The 22878-nt window shown below is 70.3% G+C and carries 20 protein-coding genes; 9 read left to right on the top strand and 11 right to left on the bottom strand.

Translation table 11 applies throughout. From position 1 onward, the window contains the following. Positions 1–65: 65 nt before the first annotated feature. The gene (locus ACZ4AA_RS00890) at positions 66–2018 is read right to left on the bottom strand and encodes a S53 family peptidase (RefSeq protein ID WP_467593200.1); all 1953 of its coding nucleotides are present in this window, start codon (positions 2016–2018) and stop codon (positions 66–68) included. Positions 2019–2320: 302 nt separating this feature from the next. Here ACZ4AA_RS00890 and ACZ4AA_RS00885 point away from each other — a divergent pair, with 302 nt between their 5' ends. Both ACZ4AA_RS00885 and ACZ4AA_RS00880 read left to right on the top strand, forming a co-directional pair. Further along, positions 2321–2821 carry a sigma-70 family RNA polymerase sigma factor gene (locus ACZ4AA_RS00885; protein WP_467593197.1) on the top strand — a complete coding sequence of 167 codons (501 nt, stop codon included), beginning with the start codon at positions 2321–2323 and terminating at the stop codon, positions 2819–2821. Then, positions 2818–3456 carry a hypothetical protein gene (locus tag ACZ4AA_RS00880; RefSeq protein WP_467593194.1) on the top strand — a complete coding sequence of 213 codons (639 nt, stop codon included), beginning with the start codon at positions 2818–2820 and terminating at the stop codon, positions 3454–3456. Before ACZ4AA_RS00885 ends, ACZ4AA_RS00880 begins: the two co-directional genes overlap by 4 nt. A gap of 143 nt (positions 3457–3599) precedes the next feature. Here the strand turns inward: ACZ4AA_RS00880 and ACZ4AA_RS00875 are convergent, their stop codons facing one another. Both ACZ4AA_RS00875 and ACZ4AA_RS00870 read right to left on the bottom strand, forming a co-directional pair. Continuing rightward, positions 3600–4235 (bottom strand): DUF305 domain-containing protein, encoded by a 636-nt coding sequence (locus tag ACZ4AA_RS00875; RefSeq protein ID WP_467593191.1) that lies wholly within the window; start codon positions 4233–4235, stop codon positions 3600–3602. Next, on the bottom strand, positions 4232–4903 hold the full coding sequence (locus ACZ4AA_RS00870; RefSeq protein ID WP_467593188.1) for a DUF3105 domain-containing protein: 672 nt from the start codon (positions 4901–4903) through the stop codon (positions 4232–4234). The genes ACZ4AA_RS00875 and ACZ4AA_RS00870 overlap by 4 nt, the downstream gene beginning before the upstream one ends. 247 nt (positions 4904–5150) lie before the next feature. On the opposite strand from ACZ4AA_RS00870, the gene ACZ4AA_RS00865 reads away from it, so the two are divergent. After that, on the top strand, positions 5151–5585 hold the full coding sequence (locus tag ACZ4AA_RS00865; RefSeq protein WP_467593185.1) for an RrF2 family transcriptional regulator: 435 nt from the start codon (positions 5151–5153) through the stop codon (positions 5583–5585). 40 nt (positions 5586–5625) lie between these two features. Here ACZ4AA_RS00865 and ACZ4AA_RS00860 read toward each other — a convergent pair whose 3' ends face one another. Next, complete coding sequence (locus ACZ4AA_RS00860) at positions 5626–6840, bottom strand: globin domain-containing protein (protein WP_467593182.1); 1215 nt, start codon at positions 6838–6840, stop codon at positions 5626–5628. Positions 6841–7166: 326 nt separating this feature from the next. Between ACZ4AA_RS00860 and glnA the strand changes: the two genes are divergently transcribed. Next, complete coding sequence (glnA, locus tag ACZ4AA_RS00855) at positions 7167–8528, top strand: type I glutamate--ammonia ligase (RefSeq protein WP_392968117.1); 1362 nt, start codon at positions 7167–7169, stop codon at positions 8526–8528. A gap of 357 nt (positions 8529–8885) precedes the next feature. After that, positions 8886–9110: a hypothetical protein gene (locus ACZ4AA_RS00850; protein ID WP_467593179.1), complete on the top strand. Its 225-nt coding sequence runs from the start codon at positions 8886–8888 to the stop codon at positions 9108–9110. Between the two features lie 23 nt (positions 9111–9133). Here ACZ4AA_RS00850 and ACZ4AA_RS00845 read toward each other — a convergent pair whose 3' ends face one another. The 5 genes from ACZ4AA_RS00845 to ACZ4AA_RS00825 form a co-directional block, all read right to left on the bottom strand. Further along, complete coding sequence (locus tag ACZ4AA_RS00845; protein ID WP_467593177.1) at positions 9134–9508, bottom strand: DUF6251 family protein; 375 nt, start codon at positions 9506–9508, stop codon at positions 9134–9136. Continuing rightward, positions 9415–9687 carry a hypothetical protein gene (locus ACZ4AA_RS00840; RefSeq protein ID WP_467593175.1) on the bottom strand — a complete coding sequence of 91 codons (273 nt, stop codon included), beginning with the start codon at positions 9685–9687 and terminating at the stop codon, positions 9415–9417. Before ACZ4AA_RS00840 ends, ACZ4AA_RS00845 begins: the two co-directional genes overlap by 94 nt. Positions 9688–10060: 373 nt before the next feature. Further along, positions 10061–11104, bottom strand: a complete 1044-nt coding sequence (locus ACZ4AA_RS00835) for a TolB family protein (protein ID WP_467593173.1) — start codon at positions 11102–11104, stop codon at positions 10061–10063. Next, positions 11101–12756 (bottom strand): MFS transporter, encoded by a 1656-nt coding sequence (locus tag ACZ4AA_RS00830; protein WP_467593170.1) that lies wholly within the window; start codon positions 12754–12756, stop codon positions 11101–11103. Before ACZ4AA_RS00830 ends, ACZ4AA_RS00835 begins: the two co-directional genes overlap by 4 nt. Before the next feature lies 1 nt (position 12757). Beyond that, positions 12758–13648 (bottom strand): alkaline phosphatase family protein, encoded by an 891-nt coding sequence (locus ACZ4AA_RS00825; protein WP_467593167.1) that lies wholly within the window; start codon positions 13646–13648, stop codon positions 12758–12760. Between the two features lie 269 nt (positions 13649–13917). Between ACZ4AA_RS00825 and ACZ4AA_RS00820 the strand changes: the two genes are divergently transcribed. After that, positions 13918–16926: a bifunctional [glutamine synthetase] adenylyltransferase/[glutamine synthetase]-adenylyl-L-tyrosine phosphorylase gene (locus tag ACZ4AA_RS00820; RefSeq protein WP_467593164.1), complete on the top strand. Its 3009-nt coding sequence runs from the start codon at positions 13918–13920 to the stop codon at positions 16924–16926. A 19-nt stretch (positions 16927–16945) separates the two neighbouring features. Here the strand turns inward: ACZ4AA_RS00820 and ACZ4AA_RS00815 are convergent, their stop codons facing one another. Both ACZ4AA_RS00815 and ACZ4AA_RS00810 read right to left on the bottom strand, forming a co-directional pair. After that, entirely contained in the window at positions 16946–17803 is an 858-nt protein-coding gene (locus ACZ4AA_RS00815; RefSeq protein WP_467593162.1) for a phosphatase PAP2 family protein, read from the bottom strand. A 108-nt stretch (positions 17804–17911) separates the two neighbouring features. Then, a complete protein-coding gene (locus ACZ4AA_RS00810; RefSeq protein ID WP_467593159.1) occupies positions 17912–18946 on the bottom strand; it encodes a LacI family DNA-binding transcriptional regulator in 1035 nt (344 codons plus the stop codon). A 470-nt stretch (positions 18947–19416) separates the two neighbouring features. Between ACZ4AA_RS00810 and ACZ4AA_RS00805 the strand changes: the two genes are divergently transcribed. From ACZ4AA_RS00805 to ACZ4AA_RS00795, 3 genes are all read left to right on the top strand, one after another. Further along, on the top strand, positions 19417–20694 hold the full coding sequence (locus ACZ4AA_RS00805; RefSeq protein ID WP_467593157.1) for an extracellular solute-binding protein: 1278 nt from the start codon (positions 19417–19419) through the stop codon (positions 20692–20694). Between the two features lie 134 nt (positions 20695–20828). Next, the gene (locus ACZ4AA_RS00800; RefSeq protein ID WP_467593154.1) at positions 20829–21833 is read left to right on the top strand and encodes a carbohydrate ABC transporter permease; all 1005 of its coding nucleotides are present in this window, start codon (positions 20829–20831) and stop codon (positions 21831–21833) included. Between the two features lie 13 nt (positions 21834–21846). After that, entirely contained in the window at positions 21847–22767 is a 921-nt protein-coding gene (locus ACZ4AA_RS00795; protein WP_467593151.1) for a sugar ABC transporter permease, read from the top strand. Positions 22768–22878: the final 111 nt, after the last annotated feature.

The raw sequence follows: 22878 nt of genomic DNA, 5'->3' as shown, positions 1-22878 counted from the left end.
GCACGCACGAACGCGCCCGCTCCCGAAGGAGCGGACGCGCTCGACAGACGGCCGTGGAGCGGACGTCAGTGGTGGTGCTTGGTGGTGACGTACGACTCGACGTAACCCGGGGCGGGCGAACCCACACCGGTGACGTCGTCGTAGCCCTTGACCGCCTTCAGCGAGCTGTCCTGGCCGAGGCTGCGGACCGAAGTGGCCAGGCCGCCCGTGGCGTCGAAGCCGTTGAGGAAGTCGATACGGGCCACGGCGTACTGCTTGCCGCCCGGCGTGTCGGTGACGTCGTGGTACGCCTTCGAACCGGCCTTGGCGTAGATCGACGGGTTGGCGAAACCGATCGCCTTGCCGCCCTTCGCCTCCTGGGCCAGGGCCTGGACGGCCGCGATCACCGGAGCGGCGAGCGAGGTGCCGCCGATGCGGTACTCGCTGTACTGCTCGGTCCCGTCCGGGAAGGTCTGCGTCTGGCCGACCTTGAATCCGGTGTTGGGGTCGGCGATCGCCGAGATGTCCGGGACGACCCGGTTGCCCGCCGCGTTGTTGGCCTTGGCCAGCGCGTTCGGGACGACGCCCTTCTGGTAGTAGGGCTCCGCCACGGTCTTGCTGGTACCACCGCCGGCACCCGAGGTGAACGCGCCCGGGAACCCGGTCCAGCTCTTGCCGTCCGTGGACAGCGTGGCCTTCTCGGTGCCCCAGCCGGTCTCGAACAGGTACTTGTCACCCTTGCCGACCGCCAGCGAGGTACCGCCGACCGCCGTCACCCAGGCCGAGTTGGCCGGGGTGTCGACCTGCTTCGTACCGGTGTTGGCGACCTCGTCGCCGTTGTCACCGGAGGAGAAGTAGAAGCCGATGCCCTCGACCGCTCCGAACTGGAACGTCTGGTCGTAGGCCGCGGCCAGGTCCGGGGTCTGGTTGGCCTCGATGTCGCCCCACGAGTTGGAGACGATGTCGGCCAGGTGCCCGTCGACGACCTTGTTGAGCGAGGCGAGCAGATCGTCGTCGTAGCAGGACGCGGCACCCACGTACGTGATGCTCGCGCCCGGCGCGACGGCGTGCACGGCCTCGACGTCGAGGGTCTCCTCGCCGTACCAGCCGGCCGCCCCGCACTCCTCGGTCTTCGTGTACGCGGCGGGCAGCACCTGACGGAGCTGACCGCTGGAGTACGCGGCGTCGCCGTGCTTGCCGGCGTAGGTGGCCGCGTCGAAGGCGATGGTCGGCGAGGCGTACGCGTCGGTGATGGCGACGCGCACGTTCTTGCCGGTGCGCTTGCCCGCACCGTAGGCCGCACGCAGCTGCTTGCCGGTGTAGCCCTGGACGGCGTACGGGATCTTCGTCCCGTACGCGGACGGCAGGGTGCTCGCGGTGTTCGAGCCGTAGTACGAGGAGAACGGCCCGGAGTTCTTGAACACCGCGTCCGGAGGCGGCAGTTGATCGGCGTGCTGCGCCTTGTGCGGAGCGTTGTCCAGACCGGTGACGGTCAGGACGGCGCCGTTCAGGGAGGCGGGCGCGGAAGCCGTCTTCGACGGCGCCCGGAACGTCTTGCCGCCCTTGGCGTAGTTGTGCAGCTGCGTGTTGAACGCCTTCTCGGCGGCGGCCACGTCACCGGTGACGGTGACGTAGTGCCGCGTCGTTCCGGTGACCTTCAGGCCCGCCGACCTCAGCCACTGGGTGACCGCGGTGACCTGGGCCTTGGTGGCACCGAAACGCGCCTGCGCCTTCTTGGCGCTGAGGTACTTGCCGTACGAGGCCGAGTTCGGGTCGGACACGGCCCTGGCGTACGCCGCCAGGCCCTTGGCGTCCCGTCCGGCGAAGTACACCCGGGCCGCGAGCTGGGAGCTGTCGGAAGCCGCTCCCTTGTCAGCGTGGGCGGTCGCCCACGCGGGCTTGGTGCCCGCGAGCGTGACCCGGCTCGGGCCGTCCGCGGCGTGGGCCGCGGGTATGCCGAGCGCCAGCGCGCCGGCGAGCAGAGGCAGCGTCGCCGCCAGACTCACTCCGGCGCGCGCGGTGGCGCGGTTGGATCTCATAGAACCCCCTGCGATGCGATTCGCCGCATGTAGTGGTTGCGGTGATCCATGCGAAACCTCCGCATCCTGTCGGAGCGTGAGGAATGGATCACAGATGGGGGCAACTCTTACGGTGAACCGTTCATGCCAGGGGCATGAAAAACCCAAGGAAAGACCAAGTGGCAGCAATTGGCGATCATTTGGGGCGGTTTGACGTGCACCCTCGCACATAGTCAAGGGTTTTCCCTCTATCCCTGTACCGGCCCTGTAAAGAGGCCCCCCGTTTCTGTAAGCGGATCGAGTCCCCGGGGCGTGTAGTCGGTGTGAAGCAGCTGGAGTTCGAAGAGTTCTACCGGAGCGGACGGGACGTCTGCCTGCGGGCGGTCCTCGCCGCGGTGAGCGACCGTCAGCTGGCCGAGGACCTCGTCGCGGAGGCGTTCGCCCGGGCCTGGGCCGCCTGGCCCCGGGTCCGCGGCCATCCCGCGCCCCGCGCGTGGATCGTGCGGACCGCGCTCAACACCCGTGTCTCGTGGTGGCGTCGGCGCCGCCGCGAGGTCGCGTACGGCGACCACGACGGGCGGGAGGCCGCGGCCGTGGAGTCCGGGAGCACCGGAATCGACCCCGGGCTGCTGGCCCTGCTGCGCGAACTGCCGCGCAGACAGCGGGAGGTCGTGGCCCTGCGGGTCTTCCTCGACCTCGACACGGCGACCACGGCGCGGACGCTCGGGATCGCTCCCGGGACCGTGACCGCCCATCTGGCACGGGCCGTCGGGACACTCCGCGGCCACCTCGTCACCCTCGACACACCGGAGGCAGGATCATGAACGCCACCCACGACGACCAGGACGTCCTGGACGTCCTCAGGGGCTCCCTCGACGACATCACGATGGCGGTGCCCTTCGAACGGATCGTGGCCGAGGGCCGCGCGGTCCGCCGGCGGCGCAGGCGCCTGGCCGTCGCCGCCGTCGGCGTCACCGCGGCCGCGGGCCTCGCGCTCGGCGCGCCCGGCTACGGCAACCCGCCCACCGCGCCGCCCACGGGAGGCGGTACCGAGGCCGTCGCGTTCACCGTCGCCAAGCGCGCGGACGGCAAGGTCGCGGTGACCTGGACCAAGGAGCAGTACTTCAAGGACCCCGCCGGTCTCCAGAAGGCGTTGCGCGAGGCCGGATTCCCCGTCCTGGTGAAGACCGGGGTGTTCTGCAAGGGCCCGGACGACCGCACACAGGTCGACCGGCACGGCTCGGGACCGGGGGTCGAGCGGGTCGTCGAGCGGGAACGGCGCGCCGACGGCACCGTCGTCTTCGTGTACGACCCGGCGGCCATGCCCGCCCGCACCCAGCTCTTCATCGGCTACCTGGACAAGGCCCAGCTCGCCGTCACCCACGGCCGGCCCGGCTCCCTCGAGCGACTCGTCCCCACCGGGGTCACCCTCACCTGCGGCACCAACTGGCGCGGCTGACCACGCCTCGGCGAGGCCGAACGGGTCCGGGGCGGCCGCCCCGGACCCGTTCGGTGACCTAGGGCCTGTCGTTTGGATCAGGTCGCAGGGCATCCACGGGGCTGTCCTGCGCCGCGTCTGCGAACTGATCCAAACGACAGGCCCTAGTCGCGTGCCTTCGCGCCGCGTGCCTTCAGCAGGTCGGCCATCATCGTGATCTCCGACTGCTGGGCGTCGACCATGCCCTGCGCCAGTCGCTTCTCCACGCCGACCGTGCACTTGGCGACACAGCCCTCGGCCATGTGGATACCGCCCTTGTGGTGGTCGGTCATCAGCTGGAGGTAGAAGACCTCGGCCTGCTTGCCGTCGAGCGTGCCGAGCCGCTTCATCTCGGCGTTCGTGGCCATGCCCGGCATCAGCGAGCCGTCCTTGCCGGACGCCATGTCACCCATGCCCATCCAGGTCATCGGCGGGTCCGAGGACACCTTGGGAAGGTCCCACAGATCGAGCCAGCCGAGCAGCATGCCCCGCTGATTGGCCTGCGTCTGCGCGATGTCGTACGCGAGACGCCGTACCTCCACGTCCTTGGTGCGGTCCCGCACGATGTACGACATCTCGACGGCCTGCTGATGGTGGACGGCCATGTCCCGGGCGAAGCCCGCGTCCGCGGAGTCGGCGGCGGGCACCGGCGTCCCGGACCGGGAAGCGGACCCGTCTCCGTCGGCGACCGCGTAGGTGATCGCGCCGGCCGCGACGAGCGCGGCCGCCGCCGCGCCCGCGATCCACCCGGCGCGCCTCACTGGGAGAGGCCGTTGGTGCACGCGGCGCCCGGCTCGGGGGTCTGCTTGCCCTGCACGAACTCCGCGAGGAACGCGTCGACGTTCTTGTCGTTCGCGCCGGTCACCGTGCGCTGCTTGCCCCAGGCGCTCATCATGATCGGGTCCTTCTGGTCCTCGACCGGGCTCATCAGCGTGTACGGGGTCTTCCTGACCTTGGCCGCGAGCGCCTTCACATCGGTCTGGGACGCCTTGCTGTTGTACGTCACCCAGACCGCGCCGTGCTCCAGGGAGTGCACGGCGTTCATGTTGTTCACGGCCTTGGTGTAGACGTCACCGTTGCAGTTCATCCAGACCTGGAGGTGGTCACCGCCGACCGGCGGCTCCATCGCGTACGTGACGGTCTTCGTGACGTGGTTGCGCGTCAGCGTGCCCTTCCAGGTCTTCACCCCGTCCGCGCCCGTGACGAAATGCCCCGACGCCTGCTTGGCGTCGCTCGGCGTGGTCTTCTTCGCGTCGTCCGACTGCGACCGGACGAGCACGACACCACCGACGACGAGACCGGCGACGACGACCGTACTGGCCGCGATCACGAGGAACCGGTTGCGCCGCTCGCGGGCACGCTCGGCACGGCGCAGCTCCTCGATGCGCTCCTTGCGCGATCCGGTGCTGGTGTTCTTGGCGGAACCCATGGTGATCCTTATGAGGACGGGACGGTCGAGTCCGCCGATCGTAGACGGAAAGGGAGTGGCGTCGGCAGGGAGGGCACGTGATTGGCCCGGAGTGCGCGACATCGGCCGAAGAAGGCTCCGAAGAAGACTCTGAAGAAGGCTCCGGAGGCGGTGCCGGAGACGGTTCCGGAGGCGGTGCCGGGACAGGGGCGGACGGGATCCGGAAGAAAATTTGAACCGGAGATGCGCATTACCTACCCTGGCGGCTATGCGGTTGCTGCGCTCCACCGACCTGGCCCTTCGCGTCCTGATGCGACTGGCCGTCGCCGGCGACTCGACGCCCACCACGCGCGAGGTCGCGGCCGACATGCGGGTCCCGTACACGCACGCCGCCAAGGTCGTCGCCGAGCTCCAGCACCTCGGCCTGCTCGACGCCCGGCGCGGCAGGGGAGGCGGTCTCACGCTCACGGAGAAGGGGCGCGGGGAGTCCGTCGGCGCGATCGTGCGCTCCTTCGAGGGAGAGGGCGACGTCGTCGAGTGCGAGGGCGACACCCCGTGCCCGCTCGTCTCCGCGTGCCGGCTGCGGGGCGCCCTGCGGCGGGCCCAGGAGGCCTTCTACGCCTCCCTGGACCCGCTGACCGTCGCCGATGTCGTCGCCGACCCGACCGGGCCCGTACTGCTGGGCATCACCCGCAGGCCGTAGCGGCCCCGCGCCGGTCCCGCGGGCAGCGGGACGCCTCTCGTCACAGGCCCTGGCCCTGGGCCAGCCACAGGTCCGGGCCGAACACCTCGTAGTGGATGTCGCGGGCGGGTACGCCCTGGGCGAGGAGTTGGGTCCGTACCGCCCGCATGAAGGGCAGCGGACCGCACAGGTACGCGTGCGTGCCCGGTCGTACCGTCACTCCGGAGAGGTCGACCAGACCGGTCCGCCCGGCGGGGTGGCCCGGCTCGGGCCGCTCGTACCAGAAGTGGGTCTCCGCGTCCGGGAGTTCGTCCGCGAACCTCGTGTGCTCGGCGCGCAACGCGTGCCCGGCGGGGGAGCGGTCGGCGTGCACCACGGTGACGGGGGCCTTGTGGCCCGAGAGCGTCAGCTGCTCCAGCATGGCGATCATCGGCGTGACCCCGATGCCCGCCGAGGCGAGCAGGAGGGGGGCGTCCGTGTCGTCGAGGACCAGATCGCCGTACGGCGCCGAGACCGCGAGGACGCTGCCCTCGCGGACATGCGCGTGCAGATGGCTGGAGACCTCGCCCTCGGGCCCCGGCGCCCCGGCGTTCTCGTCCGCGCGCACCCGCTTGACGCTGATCCGGCGCACCGGGGAGCCGGGCGCGCCGGAGAGGCTGTACTGGCGTATCTGGCGGGCGCCGTCCGGGAGTTCGACGCCGACGGAGACGTACTGGCCCGCGCGGAAGTCGGGCAGGGGGGTGCCGTCGGCCGGGCGGATGAGGAAGCTGGCGACGTCCTCGGTCTCCTCGACGCGCCCGGTGACGACCCAGGGGCGCAGGGACCCGTCGTCCGCGTTCTCCTCGTACAGCCGCTTCTCGATGGCGATCAGGGCGTTCGCCATGAGCCAGTACACCTCGTCCCAGGCGGCGGCGACCTCGGCGGTGACCGCGTCGCCGAGCACCTCGACGATGGCGGCGAAGAGGTGCTCGTGCACGACCTCGTACTGCTCGGGCGCCACGCCGAGGGAGGCGTGCTTGTGGGCGATGCGGCCGAGCATCGCGTCGGGCCGTTCCCCGGGGCGTTCGACCAGGTGGCCGGCGAAGGCGGCGATGGAGCCCGCCAGGGCCTGACGCTGGGTCCCGGCGGCCTGGTTGCCGCGGTTGAACAGGTCACGGAGCAGTTCGGGGTGGGCGGTGAACAGCCCGGCGTAGAAGCGCTCGGTGATCTCGCCGATGGCGGCGCCGACGACGGGGAGAGTCGCGCGGACGGTGGCGGCGGATGGTTCGGACAGCATCGGGACTCCTCAAGGCCGCGGCGGGAGGGCTGGGTTGCGCTCTTCTGCCGGGCCGCACAGTAATAAAACTTGCATCTAAGATGCAAATTAAAACCGAGGGGGCAGATGAGGACCGGACGCCCCTTACGGGTGGGTCGGTGAGCAGGCAGTATGGGCGGCAGAGCAGGACACCTGCCGTACGCGAGGCGTTCAGGCCGTGGTCGCCGGGCCGATCATGGTCGGCAACGCGCACGAAATGGTGTTGTGGTGGGATGCTCAGGTGCGCCGATCGTCTTCGAGGCGTGGGAGCAGGCGGCCTGACCAGCAAGGATGGGTGGAAGCGGAAGATGGACAAGCAGCAGGAGTTCGTGCTCCGGACACTGGAGGAGCGTGACATCCGGTTCGTACGTCTGTGGTTCACGGACGTGCTCGGCTTCCTCAAGTCGGTGGCCGTGGCCCCGGCCGAGCTGGAACAGGCCTTCGACGAGGGCATCGGCTTCGACGGCTCGGCCATCGAGGGCTTCGCCCGCGTATACGAGTCCGACATGATCGCCAAGCCGGACCCGTCCACCTTCCAGGTGCTGCCCTGGCGCGCCGAGGCCCCCGGTACCGCCCGCATGTTCTGCGACATCCTCATGCCGGACGGCTCCCCGTCCTTCGCGGACCCGCGCTACGTCCTCAAGCGCGCCCTCGCCAAGACCTCGGACCTGGGCTTCACCTTCTACACCCACCCCGAGATCGAGTTCTTCCTGCTCAAGGACCGCCCGCTCGACGGCTCGCGTCCCACCCCGGCCGACAATTCCGGCTACTTCGACCACACCCCGCAGAACGTCGGCCAGGACTTCAGGCGCCAGGCCATCACGATGCTGGAGTCGATGGGCATCTCGGTCGAGTTCAGCCACCACGAGGGCGCCCCCGGCCAGCAGGAGATCGACCTGCGCTACGCCGACGCGCTCTCCACGGCCGACAACATCATGACCTTCCGGCTGATCATGAAGCAGGTCGCGCTGGAGCAGGGGGTGCAGGCCACCTTCATGCCGAAGCCGTTCTCGGAGTACCCGGGCAGCGGTATGCACACCCACCTCTCCCTCTTCGAGGGCGACCGGAACGCGTTCTACGAGTCCGGCTCGGAGTACCAGCTCTCCAAGGTGGGCCGCTCGTTCATCGCCGGCCTGCTCAAGCACGCCGCGGAGATCTCCGCCGTCACCAACCAGTGGGTCAACTCCTACAAGCGCATCTGGGGCGGCTCGGAGCGCACAGCGGGCGCCGGTGGCGAGGCCCCCTCGTACATCTGCTGGGGCCACAACAACCGCTCCGCGCTCGTCCGCGTGCCGATGTACAAGCCCGGCAAGACCGGCTCGGCGCGGGTCGAGGTCCGCTCGATCGACTCGGGCGCGAACCCGTACCTCGCCTACGCGCTGCTGCTGGCCGCGGGCCTGAAGGGCATCGAGGAGGGCTACGAGCTTCCGCCGGGCGCCGACGACGACGTCTGGGCCCTCTCCGACGGCGAGCGCCGCGCGATGGGCATCGAGCCCCTCCCGCAGAACCTCGGCGAGGCCCTGGCCCTGATGCAACGCAGCGAACTCGTGGCCGAGACCCTCGGCGAACACGTCTTCGACTTCTTCCTGCGCAACAAGAAGGCGGAATGGGAGGAGTACCGCAGCGAGGTCACGGCCTTCGAGCTGCGGAAGAATCTGCCGGTGCTGTAGGGGCAGGTCAGGGGCGCCTTTTGCGTGGGGTGCGCGGGGCCCTCGGTCGGTGACCGTGGGCCCCGCGGCCGTCCTCACAGCCCCTGGGCCGTCTGTGGGCCGTCCGGCCCGGAAACGCCGCCCTCGTGCATGCTGTCCACGGCGCTGGGCGCGGTGAACCGGATGGCGCCGGTCCACTCCGTGTACGCGGGCGGAAGGGCTTGGCGGAGCCGCAGGCGTCAGCGTGCTGCACCCGGAACGACGGGTCGAGCCGGGACGCCGGGCGCCGATCCTCCGTGGAGCGGGCACTACTGCGCCGACTAATCGCCAAGCCGTCCAGCGGGCCCTCGACATGTGCTCCTGCCTTTGGTGGATCAGATGCCCGCCACCTGGACCCGCCAGGCCGCGGGCGCCGATATCGGCGCGGACGAGAGACGCGAACGGCTGTCGGAGAAGATGACCTACTACTCGATCGCTGTCGACGCCTCCGCAGAGAAACTTTCCCCGGACGAGCGCCGGCATTTGCGGACAGCCGCTCAAGTGCCCGATTGGTTCCGGCCGGACGTTCAGCGGCGGTACGAGGAGATCCGCAAGGGCCGTTGACGCTGCATCGGCGCCACCCGGTCTCAGCGTTCGCGGCGCGGGCGTTCGGCAGTGGCCTTGCCGTCGCTGCCACCTACTGAGCGGACGACGGTGACCGCGGCCCGGCCGAGGACGATGAACGCGAGCATGGCCGGGTGGGCGGCGATCGAGGTCAGGGCGGCGACGAGCCGCGGGCCGAAACAGACGACAACCGTGACCGGGGCCCTGTGGTTGTTCCGGTCGCTCTCGGGCGGGGGAACGGCCGCGGGCCCGGACCGCTTTGTGCGGTTCGGGCCCGCGGGTGGTGCGTCTGTTCCGGGGACCGTCAGACGGTGGGGAATCCGCCGGCGTTCCGCACCTCGGACAGGGCCTTCTTGATGGTGACCTTCGCGAAGTAGCCGGCGCCGAAGAATATGCACTGGACGACGTACCAGAACTTCTCGGCCCCGGTCATCTCGACCAGCCCGTACTCGCTCAGAGCCTTCTTGACCGGGACCTTCTGGAGGTAGGCGGCACCGAAGTAGATGCAACCCAGGATGTACCAGAACTTCTCCGCCGAGGTGGTGGAGCCCTGACCGAGGTACTGCCGTTCTGCCATGACGCTTTCTGCCTTCCGATGACCGTGGAATCCGGGGAGCGCGCCGATCCGGCCCCGCGCGGGCAGCCTTGGGCGGCAGCCGCGCACGGGCGTGGCTGCTTCGAGGCATGCCGAAGCTCGAGTTGAGATGGCGTGGGTGATGTACACGTGTCACGGTGCTGGTCGTCATGCCGGCCAGCCGCCCCCCGGGATGAGCGCAGCATAGGGCAAGCGGCCTTGATCGTCACCTGGCTATGCCGAGGTCAGGCGCGTGCCCCCGGGTCCGAGCGGTGACGGCCCCCGGATGTTCGGAAGGCCGGCCTCCGGCCAGGGCGGCGTGTGCCCGTGCGAACCTCGGCGCACGCGGGGCCGGTGTCGGCGGGTGGTGGCCGCGCTACGACGTGCCGGAGGTGCCTGTGCGGTCCAGGTAGGCGGGTGACACGGCCGCGGTGCTGAGGCGTCGCGGTTTTCCCGTGCCGTCGGACGGGAGGGTCCACAGGTCGGCCCCGTAGTCGCCGGGGAGCGCGTAGACGAGGGTGTGGTCGTCGCGCCAGACCACCTGGTCGTCGACGCTGCGCGGCTCGGCGAGCGCGGTCTCGTGCCCGGTGCGCAGGTCGAGGACGTACAGATGCCAGGGGGCGTCCTGGGGAAGGCCCTTGACGCGCTTCTTGAAGGCGACGCGGGTGCCGTCGGGGGAGAGGGACGGGCACTCGACGTTGGTGTGCACGGTGGTGACGGTGCGGGCGGCGAGGTCGCCGTGGATCAGATAGGTCGTGCCGTGCGTCGCCATGGTGGCGTAGAAACCGCGGTCGTCGCCCGTGAAGGTGACGCCCCAGAAGTTGACGTCGGCCGACCGGTAGGTCCTGCCGTCCTTCACCACGCGGTACTCCTCCAGGGAGGGCGTCAGCTTCCCCGTGCGGGTGTCGACGATCGCCGCGCGGGTGGAGAAGTTCGTGCCCGCGTACGAGTCGCCGCCCACGAACGCCGTCCAGGCGGCGTACCGGCCGCTCGGCGAGACGCGGGCGCGGGACGGGATGCCGGGCACGTCGTAGCGGGCCCTGACGCGCAGGGCGGAGTCGAGGATCACCGCCCGGTAGGTGTCCTGGACCGTGCCGTGCACCGCCTGGAGGCACACCCCGGTGCCCGAAGCGGCGGAGAACCGCAGGCACTTGACCTTGGACGCGGTGCGCGGCCCCGACGGGTCGGAGGCCGGCACGGACGTCAGCTCGTCGCGGTGCGGGCCCCATGCCATGTTCCTGAACACCAGCCGCCGGGAGTCGGTCAGGGAGACCGTCCCCGCGGTGATCCGGGGACCGCCGGGCCGCGCCTGGTTCCGGCGCTCCGCGCGCGCCGAGGCGTGCAGCACGGAGGCCGTCGCGACGCCCGCGAGGACGACCAGCGCCGAGACCAGGACCAGGATGCGGGTGCGCAGCGTCATGCGAGGCCTTCTGAGGGAGTGCGGCGGACAGGGCGCAGGATCGTCGAGAAGAGCGCGCACAGGGCGAGCGCCACGGCCGACGCCATGAGCGCCGTACGGTCGCCCCACGCCGTCCAGGCCGCGCCGAAGGCGAGCGAGCAGGCGAAGCGGGCCAGTGCCTGACCCGTCTGCACCAGGGCGAGTCCGGACGACCGCAGTTCCTCGGGCACGCTGTCCGAGGCCGCGGCCATGAGCACGCCGTCCGTCGCCGCGTAGAAACCGCCGTGCAGGAGGAGGACGGCGAACGGCAGCGCCGTACCGTGCCAGGACGTCAGCAGCAGGCCGTACGCGAGGAGCAGGGCGGCGTGGCCGGCCAGGAACACCCGCCAGCGGCCGGCCCGGTCCGCGAGCCGGCCGAGCGGGACGGCCAGCAGCAGGAACGCGGCGGCGGTGCCGACGGGCAGCAGCGCGAACCAGCGGTCCGGCACGCCGAGCCTGTGCTGGAGCAGCAGGAACACGAAGGAGTCGCTGACGGTGGCGAGGCCGAGCAGGAGCGCGCAGAGCGTGATGCCGCGCAACTCCCGGCGGCGCAGCAGGGCGAGAGCGGCACGCAGGGTGGGGCGGGGCGGGGAGCCGGCGGCGCCCACCCCACGGACGGCGGCCTCCCCGCCCCCGGCCCGGACCCCGGTCCCGCCTCGGGCTCCGCCCCCGGCCCCAACTCCGGTCCGGTTCGCGGCCCTAGCTTCGGTTGCGGCCCCACCTCCCGCCGCGGATCTGGCTTCGCCCCCGGCCTCAACTCCGGTCCCGTTCGCGGCCCTAGCTTCGGTTGCGGCCTCAACTCCGGTCCCGTTCACGGCTCCGGCTTCGGTTACGGCCTCAACTCCCGCCACGGATCGGGCTTCGCCCCCGGCCCCGACTCCGGACTCGGCCACGGGCCCAACTCCGGTCCCGGTTCCGGCCCCAACTCCCGCCTCGGCCAAAGCTCCTGCTCCGGCCTCGGACACGGACCGCGTCACCGCGTTCCCCGGTACGAACAGCACCAGGACCAGCACGCCCACCACGGCCACGCAGAAGCTCACCGTGAACACCGCGTCGTAGCCGTCGACGGTCTCGCGGAGGATCAGGAAGGCGACGAGCGGGCCCAGCAGGGCGCCCGCCGTGTCCATCGCGCGGTGCACGCCGAAGGCGCGGCCGCGGGTCGCGGGGCTGCTCGACAGGGAGATCAGGGCGTCGCGCGGGGCGGTGCGCAGGCCCTTGCCGGTGCGGTCGACGGCGAGGACCAGACCGATGGGGGTGAGGGTCCTGGCCATCAGGAGCAGCGGTTTGCAGAGGGCCGAGAGGGCGTATCCGGCACCCGCCACCCACTTGTGGCGCCCGCCGCCCCGGTCGGCGAGATGCCCTCCGGCCAGGCGTACCAGGGCCGAGAAGCCGTTGTAGATCCCGTCGAGGAGACCGAAGCCGAGGGGGGACAGGCCGAGGCCCGCCACCAGGTACAGGGGCAGGACGGCCGTCACCATCTCCGAGGAGACGTCGGTGATCAGGCTGACCGTGCCGAGGGCCAGCACGGTTGGCCCGACCGCGGTGAGGCGCCGCCCGGCGCGGGGCTGGGCGGCGCTCTCCGCGGACGCCGCCGCGGCCTTCGGTGCCCCGGCGCGGCTGTCCGCCAGATACATGTCAGGACGTCCAGATGCCCGTGATGTCCTTGCCGGATGCCGCGTTGCCCGCGTGCGACGTGAGGCCCTGCGAGTCCTCCAGGGTGCGCAGCAGGTCGTAGTGGTTGTAGGTGGTGGCGGACGACGACCCCGGGGTCACCTGCTGGCCGTAGAGGACGGTCGGGATCTTGTTGCCGGCCAGCCGGTTGTCCTCGTCGAAGGTGACGACGAGCAGGCTGTTGTGGGTCTTGGCCCAGGTGGCGTACGCGCTCAGGTTGGTCTTGAGCCAGGTGTCACCGGTGGACACCGAGCAGTCGTGCATGTCGCTGCACAGGTTCGGGACCACGAAGGAGACCTGGGGGAGCGTCGTGTAGTCCGTCGGGAACTGGGCGAACGTCTTCGCGCCGGACGTCGGCACATTGCTGAAGCCGAACCAGGGGTTGTGCTTGCGCGCGTAGTTGCCGCTGCTGCACGTGGTCGAACCCTGGCTGGGCAGCGTCTCGTTGTAGCTGCCCCAGCTCCTGCCCGCCGCGATCAGCTCGGAGGCGAGGTTCGGGGCGGAGGAGAAGCCGGGGGTGTAGCAGCTGTCGTCCGTGATGCCCTGGGTGGAGCCCGAGAACAGGGCGAAGTAGTTGGGCTGGCTCGGGTGCGTCTCGGCGTACGACTGGGTGAGGTTGGCCCCGCCGGTCTTGAGCGAGTTGATGTACGGGGCGCTGGAGGAGCCGATCACCTGGCTGTATGCGTGGTTCTCGAAGACCACGACGACGACGTGGTCCGGGGTCGGGACCGTGGCCGCGGCGTGCGCGGGGGCCGAGCCCGAGAGCCCGCCCCACAGTCCCACCGCGGCCGCGGTGAAGGCGAGGGCGGATGCCGCGACGGCACGGCTGCGGGTGTACACGTTTCTGCCGGACACTTCTGACCTCCGGTGGGGGGAGAGGCGACGGTGGCGGTGCGGACAGAGCATGCGCACGCCAATATTCCCCGGGTCCACATCCCTCAACCCGCGGGATGAAGATCGGATGAACTGCTGCCTCTCTCTCCTTTGTACCGCCTCGCACGGCCGTCGGCGCGGGGCGCAACCGTGCGAACGGGGGTTAGGCTCGGGCCCGTACGGCCTTGATCGGACCGGTGCGGTGTGCGGGACGGGACCGGGCCTACGGCATCGATCGACAGGAGGCCGGGATGACGGCGCCGGGGCGCAGAAGCAGTACCTTCACGCGGCTGCTGCGGCACGGCTTCACCGATCCCTCGGCGGCCGAGCGGCTCCTGGAGGGGCCCGAGCTGGCACCCGTACGGACCGACCCGGTCCTCCTGGACGCGTTGGGCGCCACGGCCGACCCCGACCTCGCCCTGCTCGGACTCGTCCGGCTCGTCGAGGCCCAGGACGGGCACTCCGCCCAGCGGGAACTCCTCGACACCCTGATCGCCGCCAAACCGCTGCGGGACCGGCTGCTCGGGGTCCTCGGAGCCTCCGCCGCGCTCGGTGACCATCTCGCCCGGCACCCGCACGACTGGCAGGTCCTCGTCACCTATGAGGCGCGGGACCTGCATCCCGGCGTCGAGGAGTTCGAACGGGGGCTGGCCGGCGCCACGGACCCCGTCTCGCTGCGCGTCGCCTACCGCCGCTGTCTGCTCTCCATCGCCGCGCGCGACGTGTGCGGCACCACCGACCTCGCCCAGACCGCCGCCGAGCTCGCCGACCTCGCCACCGCGACCCTGCGCACCGCGCTCGCCATCGCCCGGGCCGCCGCGCCCGACGACACCGCCCTGTGCCGGCTCGCGGTGATCGCGATGGGCAAGTGCGGGGGACACGAGCTCAACTACGTCTCCGACGTCGACGTGATCTTCGTAGGGGAGAGCGTCGAGGGAGCCGACGAGGGCAAGGCCCTCCAGGCGGCCACCCGGCTCGCCTCGCACATGATGCGGATCTGCTCGGAGACCACCGTCGAGGGCAGTATCTGGCCGGTCGACGCCAATCTGCGCCCCGAGGGACGCAACGGCCCCCTGGTGCGCACGCTCAGCAGCCATCTCGCCTACTACCAGCGGTGGGCCAAGACCTGGGAGTTCCAGGCCCTGCTCAAGGCCCGCCCGGTGGCCGGGGACCTGGAGCTCGGCGAGGAGTACGTCGCCACCCTGGCCCCGCTCGTCTGGCACGCCGCCGAGCGCGAGAACTTCGTCGCCGACGTGCAGAAGATGCGGCGCCGGGTGGTGGAGAACATCCCGGCCGCCGAGATCGAACGCGAGCTGAAGCTCGGCCCCGGCGGCCTCAGGGACGTCGAGTTCGCCGTACAGCTCCTTCAGCTGGTGCACGGCCGGGCCGACACCTCCCTGCGCAGCGGCACCACCCTGGACGCCCTGAAGGCACTCGCGGCGGGCGGCTACGTCGGCCGCGCCGACGCCGTACAGCTCGACGACGCCTACCGCTTCCTGCGCTCGATGGAGCACCGCATCCAGCTCTTCAGACTGCGGCGCACCCATCTTGTGCCGCAGGACGAGGCCGATCTGCGCCGGATCGGCCGGTCACTGGGGCTGCGCGCCGACCCGGCCGGCGAACTGAACCGGGAGTGGAAGCGGCACGCGGCCATGGTCCGGCGGCTGCACGAGAAGCTGTTCTACCGACCGCTCCTCGACGCCGTCGCCCAACTGGCGCCCGGCGAGACCCGGTTGAGCGCCGACGCGGCTCGCGAGCGGCTCGTCGCGCTCGGGTACGCCGATCCGGCCGGAGCCCGGCGCCATCTGGAGGCGCTGGCCTCCGGGGTCAGCCGCAAGGCCGCCATCCAGCGGACCCTGCTTCCCGTGCTGCTCGGCTGGTTCGCGGACTCCGCCGACCCCGACGCCGGACTGCTCAACTTCCGCAAGGTCTCGGACGCGCTGGGCAAGACCCCCTGGTATCTGCGGCTGCTCAGGGACGAGGGCGCCGCCGCCGAGAACCTCGCGCGGGTGCTCTCCGCGGGCCGGCTCGCCCCGGACCTGCTGATGCGCGCCCCCGAGGCGGTGGCCCTGCTGGGCGACGGGGAGGGCGGCGGCCTCGAACCGCGCGGCCGGGCCCAGCTGGAGCAGGAGATCCTCGCCGCGGTGCGCCGGGCCGACGGCGGCGAGCAGGCCGTGACCGTCGCGCGCGGGGTCCGGCGGCGCGAGCTGTTCCGTATCACCGCGACGGACATCGTCGCCAGCTACGGGACCGAGGAGACACCGGCCGTCGCCGATCAGGGGGCGCTGGTCGACCTCGTCGGCGGAGCGGTCTCGGACCTGACGGCGGCGACGCTCGCGGGCACCCTGCGGGCCGTGGTGCGCGACGGCTGGGGCGACACCCTGCCCACCCGCTTCACGGTGATCGGGATGGGCCGCTTCGGCGGCCATGAGCTCGGGTACGGCTCCGACGCGGACGTGCTGTTCGTGCACGAGCCCCGCGAGGGCGTGGCCGATCAGGAGGCGGCACAGGCCGCGAACTCCGTGGTGTCCGAGATGCGGCGGCTGCTCCAGCTCCCCAGCGCGGACCCGCCGCTCCTGATCGACGCGGACCTGCGGCCCGAGGGGAAGTCCGGGCCGCTGGTACGGACACTGAAGTCGTACGAGGCGTACTACCGCCGCTGGTCGCTGGTGTGGGAGTCGCAGGCGCTGCTGCGGGCGGAGGTCGTGGCCGGGGACGCCGACCTCGGGAGCCGGTTCGTCGAGCTGGTCGCTCCGCTCCGATACCCCGCGGAGGGTCTGGGCGAGGATGCCGTACGCGAGATCCGGCGGCTCAAGGCCCGGATGGAGTCGGAGCGGATGCCGCGCGGCGCCGACCCGACCCTGCACACCAAGCTCGGGCGCGGCGGCCTCTCCGACGTGGAGTGGACGGTCCAGCTGATGCAACTGCGGCACGGCTGGGCCGAGCCGGGCCTCAGGACGACCAGGACCCGGGAGGCGCTGGCCGCGGCGCGCGCGGCGGAGCTGCTGTCGACGGAGGACGCGGCGACGCTGGACGAGGCCTGGGTGCTGGCCACCCGGGTGCGCAACGCCGTGATGCTCGTGCGGGGCAGGGCCGGCGACACCTTCCCCTCGGACGGGCGCGAGCTGGCCGCCGTCGGCCGCTATCTGGGCTACGACCCGGGGCACGTCGGAGACATGCTCGACGACTACCGGCGCACCACCCGGCGGGCCCGCGCCGTGGTGGACGAACTGTTCTACGGAGCACCGGGCGATCACTGAACGTGACGGAGAACGCCGTTCACGTCTTCTCGGGCAGGACCGGTGTCCCGCGCGTCCCCGGCACCCACTGCGGCAGCGCGTAGGGCAGCGCGCCGTACCACAGCCGCGTCACCGTGAAGCCGAAGGCGAGGCAGAGCAGGCCGCCCACCGCGTCCAGCCAGAAGTGGTTGGCGGTGGCGACGATGACCACGAGGGTGGCCGCCGGGTACAGGACGCCGAGGATCCGCGCCCAGGGGGTCCTGGCCAGCGCGAACAGGGTCAGTCCGCACCACACGGACCAGCCGATGTGCATGGACGGCATCGCGGCGTACTGGTTGGACATGTGCTTGAGATCGCCGGAGGCCATGGACCCCCAGGTCTCGTGGACCATGACCGTGTCCACGAAGGTGCTGCCGGTCATCAGACGGGGTGGCGCGAGCGGGAAGAAGTAGTAGCCGAGAAGGGCCACCGCCGTGGTGGCGAACAGTGCGAGACGGGCCGCCGCGTAGCGGCCGGGATGACAGCGGTACAGCCAGACCAGGACACTCAGCGTCACCACGAAGTGCAGGGTCGCGTAGTAGTAGTTCATCCCGATGATCAGCCATTCGACCGAGTTCACCGCGTGGTTGACCGACTCCTCGACGGCGACGCCGAGGTGGTGCTCCAGCCGCCAGATCCAGTCGGCGTTGCGGAGCGCTTCGCGTCTCTGCTCCGGCACGGCGTTGCGGATCAGTGAGTACGTCCAGTAACTCACGGCGATGAGCAGGACTTCGAACCAGAGGCGGGGGCGACGCGGGGTACGCATACGACGCAGGAGCGCGTTCCCCGCCTTCTCCTCCGCGACGGGCTGTGGAGTGGCCTGACGGCCGTCCAGTGACGTCACGGTCGAATCACCCATAGGCACAGAGTCTGCCAGAAAAGGCTTCCCTCACCGATGATCCCCGGGTCGGGTCCCGGCCGCACTTTCTACACCTGTGGGAGTGCTTCGCTCCTTTTGTCGTCCTGCTCAGGGACGATTTCGGTCACCAGGGGCGGAAGCGGTCGAACCGCGCACCACGAGTTCCGGCATGAACACGAACTCGCTGTGCGGTGCGGGCGTCCCGCCGATCTCCTCCAGCAGCGTGCGCACCGCGGCCTGGCCCATCGCGGGGACCGGCTTGCGGACCGTCGTGAGCGGCGGGTCGGTGAAGGCGATCAGCGGCGAGTCGTCGAATCCCACGACCGAGATGTCCGTGGGGACCTCCAGGCCGCGCTGGCGTGCCGCCCGTATCGCGCCCAGCGCCATCATGTCGCTGGCGCACACGATCGCCGTGCAGCCGCGGTCCATCAGGGCGCTCGCGGCGGCCTGCCCGCCCTCCAGCGTGTACAGCGAGTGCTGGACCAGTCGCTCCTCGATGTCCGCGGGGTTCAGGCCCAGCTGGTCCTGCATGGTGCGCACGAAGCCCTCGATCTTGCGCTGCACCGGCACGAACCGCTTGGGGCCGAGCGCGAGTCCGATGCTCGTGTGCCCGAGCGAGGCGAGGTGGGTGACCGCGAGGGCCATCGCCGCGCGGTCGTCCGGCGAGATGAACGGCGCCTGCACCTTCGGCGAGAAGCCGTCGACCAGGACGAAGGGGACGCCGCGTCCGCGCAGTTGCTCGTAGCGCTGCATGTCCGCCGAGGTGTCGGCGTGCAGTCCGGAGACGAAGATGATGCCGGCGACCCCGCGGTCGACCAGCATCTCGGTCAGCTCGTCCTCGGTGGAACCGCCCGGGGTCTGGGTGGCGAGCACGGGGGTGTAGCCCTGGCGTGTCAGGGCCTGCCCGATCACCTGCGCGAGGGCAGGGAATATCGGGTTCTCCAGCTCGGGGGTTATGAGGCCCACCAGGCCCTCGCTGCGCTGGCGCAGCCGTACCGGGCGTTCGTAGCCCAGGACGTCGAGCGCCGCGAGGACGGACTGACGTGTGGTCGCGGCGACGCCCGGCTTCCCGTTCAGGACGCGACTGACCGTCGCCTCACTGACCCCCGCCTGGGCTGCGATGTCGGCAAGCCGTGTGGTCACAGGATTGGACTGTACCGGTCGCATCTCACCCTGCCCACCAACCAGACGCCGTGTGCGGGCGGTTGCTCGGCCCGCTCCGGGCTGCTGCGTCATCGCGCTCCCTCGTGATTCTGGTCGGCTCGGTGTCCCGTGCGTGCGTCGCGCGGAAAGGGGTGGCTCCTGCAAGACGCTGACGGGCCGATGATCCCCGTATGTGCCACCCGTGGCAAGAGCTTGCAGAGTCTTGCACAGGGCGCGGGATGTGTGCTGAGCGGTGCCGCAGCAGGGTTTCGGGAAGGCTGCCGGGAGGTCACGGCGGCATAACTGTCGTCAGCTCTTGCACTTTTTTGCTGCAAGGTCTTTCGCGCCGCTTACATCGCTGTTACGTTCACGTCGCCCGGCGGACGCAACGGCGCAGTCGGCAAGTCGGCAGGGGAACCGGGCGGGACCGGTTCCTCACCCACTCGGGCTTTCACCCTCAAGGAGAACTCATGCGGCGTGGCATAGCGGCCAGTGCGCTGGTGGCGTCTTTCGCCCTCGCGGCGACGGCCTGCGGCGGCAGCGGCAGTGACAGCAGCGACAAGGCCAGCGGCCCGGTCACCATCACGTGGTGGGACACGTCCAACGCCACCAATGAGGCGCCGACGTACAAGGCCTTGGTCAAGGAGTTCGAGGCCGCCAACAAGAACGTCAAGGTCAAGTACGTCAACGTGCCCTTCGACCAGGCGCAGAACAAGTTCGACACGGCCGCCGGTGCCTCCGGCGCCCCGGACGTCCTGCGCTCCGAGGTCGGCTGGACCCCCGCCTTCGCCAAGAAGGGCTACTTCCTGCCGCTGGACGGCACCGCCGCCCTCGCGGACCAGGCCAAGTTCAAGCCCAACCTGATCGAGCAGGCCAAGTTCGACGGCAAGACCTACGGTGTGCCGCTCGTCACGGACACCCTGGCGCTCGTCTACAACAAGGCGCTGTTCCAGAAGGCCGGCATCACCGAGGCGCCCAAGACGTGGAGCGACCTGAAGAAGGACGCGGCCACCATCAAGGGCAAGACCGGCGTCGACGGCTACTGGGGCTCGACCCAGGCCTACTACGCGATGAACTTCCTCTACGGCGAGGGCACCGACACCGTCGACGCCTCCGCGAAGAAGATCACGGTCGCCTCTCCCGCCGCGAAGAAGGCGTACGGCACCTGGCTGGGCCTCTTCTCCGGCAAGGGCCTGCACAAGGCGGACACCACCGCCGACGCCTACGCCCACATCCAGGACGCGTTCGTCAACGGCAAGGTCGCCGCGATCGTCCAGGGCCCGTGGGAGATCACGAACTTCTACAAGGGTTCGGCGTTCTCCGACAAGACGAACCTCGGTATCGCCACCGTCCCGGCCGGCTCCACCGGCAAGGCGGGCGCCCCGACCGGCGGCCACAACCTCTCGGTCTACGCCGGCTCGGACAAGGCCCACCAGGCCGCCTCGCTGAAGTTCGTCAACTTCATGACCTCGGCGAAGTCCCAGGCCACCATCGCGCTGAAGAACTCCACGCTGCCCACGCGTGACGACGCCTACACCGACGCCGTCAAGGCCGACCCGGGCATCGCCGGCTACGGCACGGTTCTCGCCGCCGCCCAGCCGCGCCCGGCGCTGCCGGAGTACAGCTCCCTGTGGGGCCCGCTGGACACCGAGCTCCCCAAGATCGCGGGTGGCAAGGAGTCCCTGGACAAGGGTCTGAGCAACGTCGAGCTGGCCATCGCCAAGCTGGTGCCGGACTTCAGCAAGTAGGCCCGTGCGGCCGCCGGATCCCTCCCCGGCCCGACTTCGGTCGGGCCGGGGGGACCCCCGAAGACCGGGGACACGGACTCGGCGGCCACCGGCTGTGTGCGCCCAACTCCTGATCTTGCAGAAGGTGTCGAACCATGACAGTCGCCATCGACCGCGCGACCGGCAAGCGCCGCGGTGACCGAGCACCGCGTCCCGGCCGGATGCAGCGTCTCAAGCACTCGTACCAGAAGTACTGGTACGCGTACGCGATGATCGCCCCGGTCGTCGTCGTACTCGGCGGATTGGTGCTCTATCCGCTGGTTCGGGGCCTCTATCTGACGCTCACGGACGCCAACAGCCTCAATTCGGCCCGCACGATCGGCGTCAACCACATCGACGCCACCTACAAGTTCATCGGCCTGGACAACTACAAGGACATCCTGTGGGGTCCGACGTCGTACGACCGCTTCTGGTCGCACTTCATCTGGACCATCGCCTGGACCGTCATCTGCGTCGCGCTGCACTACTGCGTCGGCCTCGGCCTCGCGCTGCTGCTCAACCAGAAGCTGCGCGGCCGCACGCTCTACCGGCTGATCCTGGTGCTTCCCTGGGCCGTGCCGACCTTCGTCACCGTCTTCGGCTGGCGCTTCATGCTCGCCGACGGCGGGATCATCAACTCCATGCTCCACGCGGTGCACCTGCCGGCGCCCTCGTGGCTGGAGGACACCTTCTGGCAGCGGTTCGCCGCGATCATGGTCAACACCTGGTGCGGTGTGCCGTTCATGATGGTGTCGCTGCTCGGCGGACTCCAGTCCATCGACACCACGCTGTACGAGGCCGCCGAGATGGACGGCGCGAACAAGTGGCAGCAGTTCCGGTTCGTGACGCTGCCGGGCCTCAGGTCGGTCAGCTCCACCGTGGTGCTCCTCGGCATCATCTGGACCTTCAACCAGTTCGCCGTGATCTTCCTGCTGTTCGGCAACACCGCGCCGGACGCGCAGATCCTCGTCACCTGGGCCTACTACCTCGGCTTCGGGCAGCAGCCGCGTGACTTCGCTCAGTCGGCGGCCTACGGCATGCTGCTGCTGGCCATCCTGATCGTCTTCACCTCCTTCTACCGCCGCTGGCTGAACCGCAATGACCAGCAGCTCGCGATCTGAGGCGGGAGCCCCCATGACTGCCACCACACCCCCCGACTCCAAGCTCAAGCGGCCGGTCGCGTGGACTGCATTTGCGTCTTTGTCTCGCGGCCCGGCGCGTGAGCGCGGCCGGCGCAGCCTCCTCGGCTCGCTCGCCTCCCACGGCATCCTGACCGTCGCGAGCCTGGTCGCGCTGTTCCCGATCGCGTGGCTCGTCTTCCTGTCCCTCGGCCCGGAGCAGGACGACTACCTGCACCCCGGACGCATCTGGCACACGATGACGTTCGGCAACTACTCCTTCGTGCTCCAGCACACGAACTTCTTCGAGTGGATGAAGAGTTCGCTCATCGTGTCGCTCGGCACCACGGTCATCGGCGTGATGGTCGCGGCCACCACCGGCTACGCGGTCTCGCGCATGCGCTTCCCCGGCTACAAGAAGTTCATGTGGGTCCTGCTGGTCACCCAGATGTTCCCGATCGCCGTGCTGATCGTGCCGATGTACCAGATCCTCTCGGACCTCCAGCTCATCGACAACTACTTCGGCCTGATCCTCGTCTACTGCTCGACGGCGGTGCCCTACAGCGCCTGGCTGCTCAAGGGCTACTTCGACACCATCCCGTTCGAGATCGACGAGGCCGGCCGGGTCGACGGACTGAGCCCCTTCGGCACCTTCTTCCGGCTGATCCTGCCGCTCGCCAAGCCGGGTCTCGCGGTGGCGGCGTTCTACAACTTCATCACCGCGTTCGGTGAGGTCGCCTTCGCCTCGACGTTCATGCTGGACGACTCGAAGTACACCTTCGCGGTCGGCCTCCAGAGCTTCGTCAGCGAGCACGACGCGCAGCGCAACCTGATGGCGGCCACCGCCGTCCTGGTCGCGATACCCGTCTCCGCCTTCTTCTACCTCGTGCAGAAGAACCTGGTGACAGGTCTCACCGCGGGCGGTACCAAGGGCTGATCCGCGAGGACGCCCCCACGACCCCCCAGTCTCCCGCGCGCTCGCGCGCGCGGGTGGCGGCCGCGGTGCCCATCCGACCCCGCCAGTACCGCGGCCGCCTCATCTCTCCCC

Source organism: Streptomyces sp. NPDC024698 (assembly GCF_055559015.1).
Note: the sequence above shows the minus strand (reverse complement) of the source record. Positions and strands in the feature narration are given on the sequence as shown.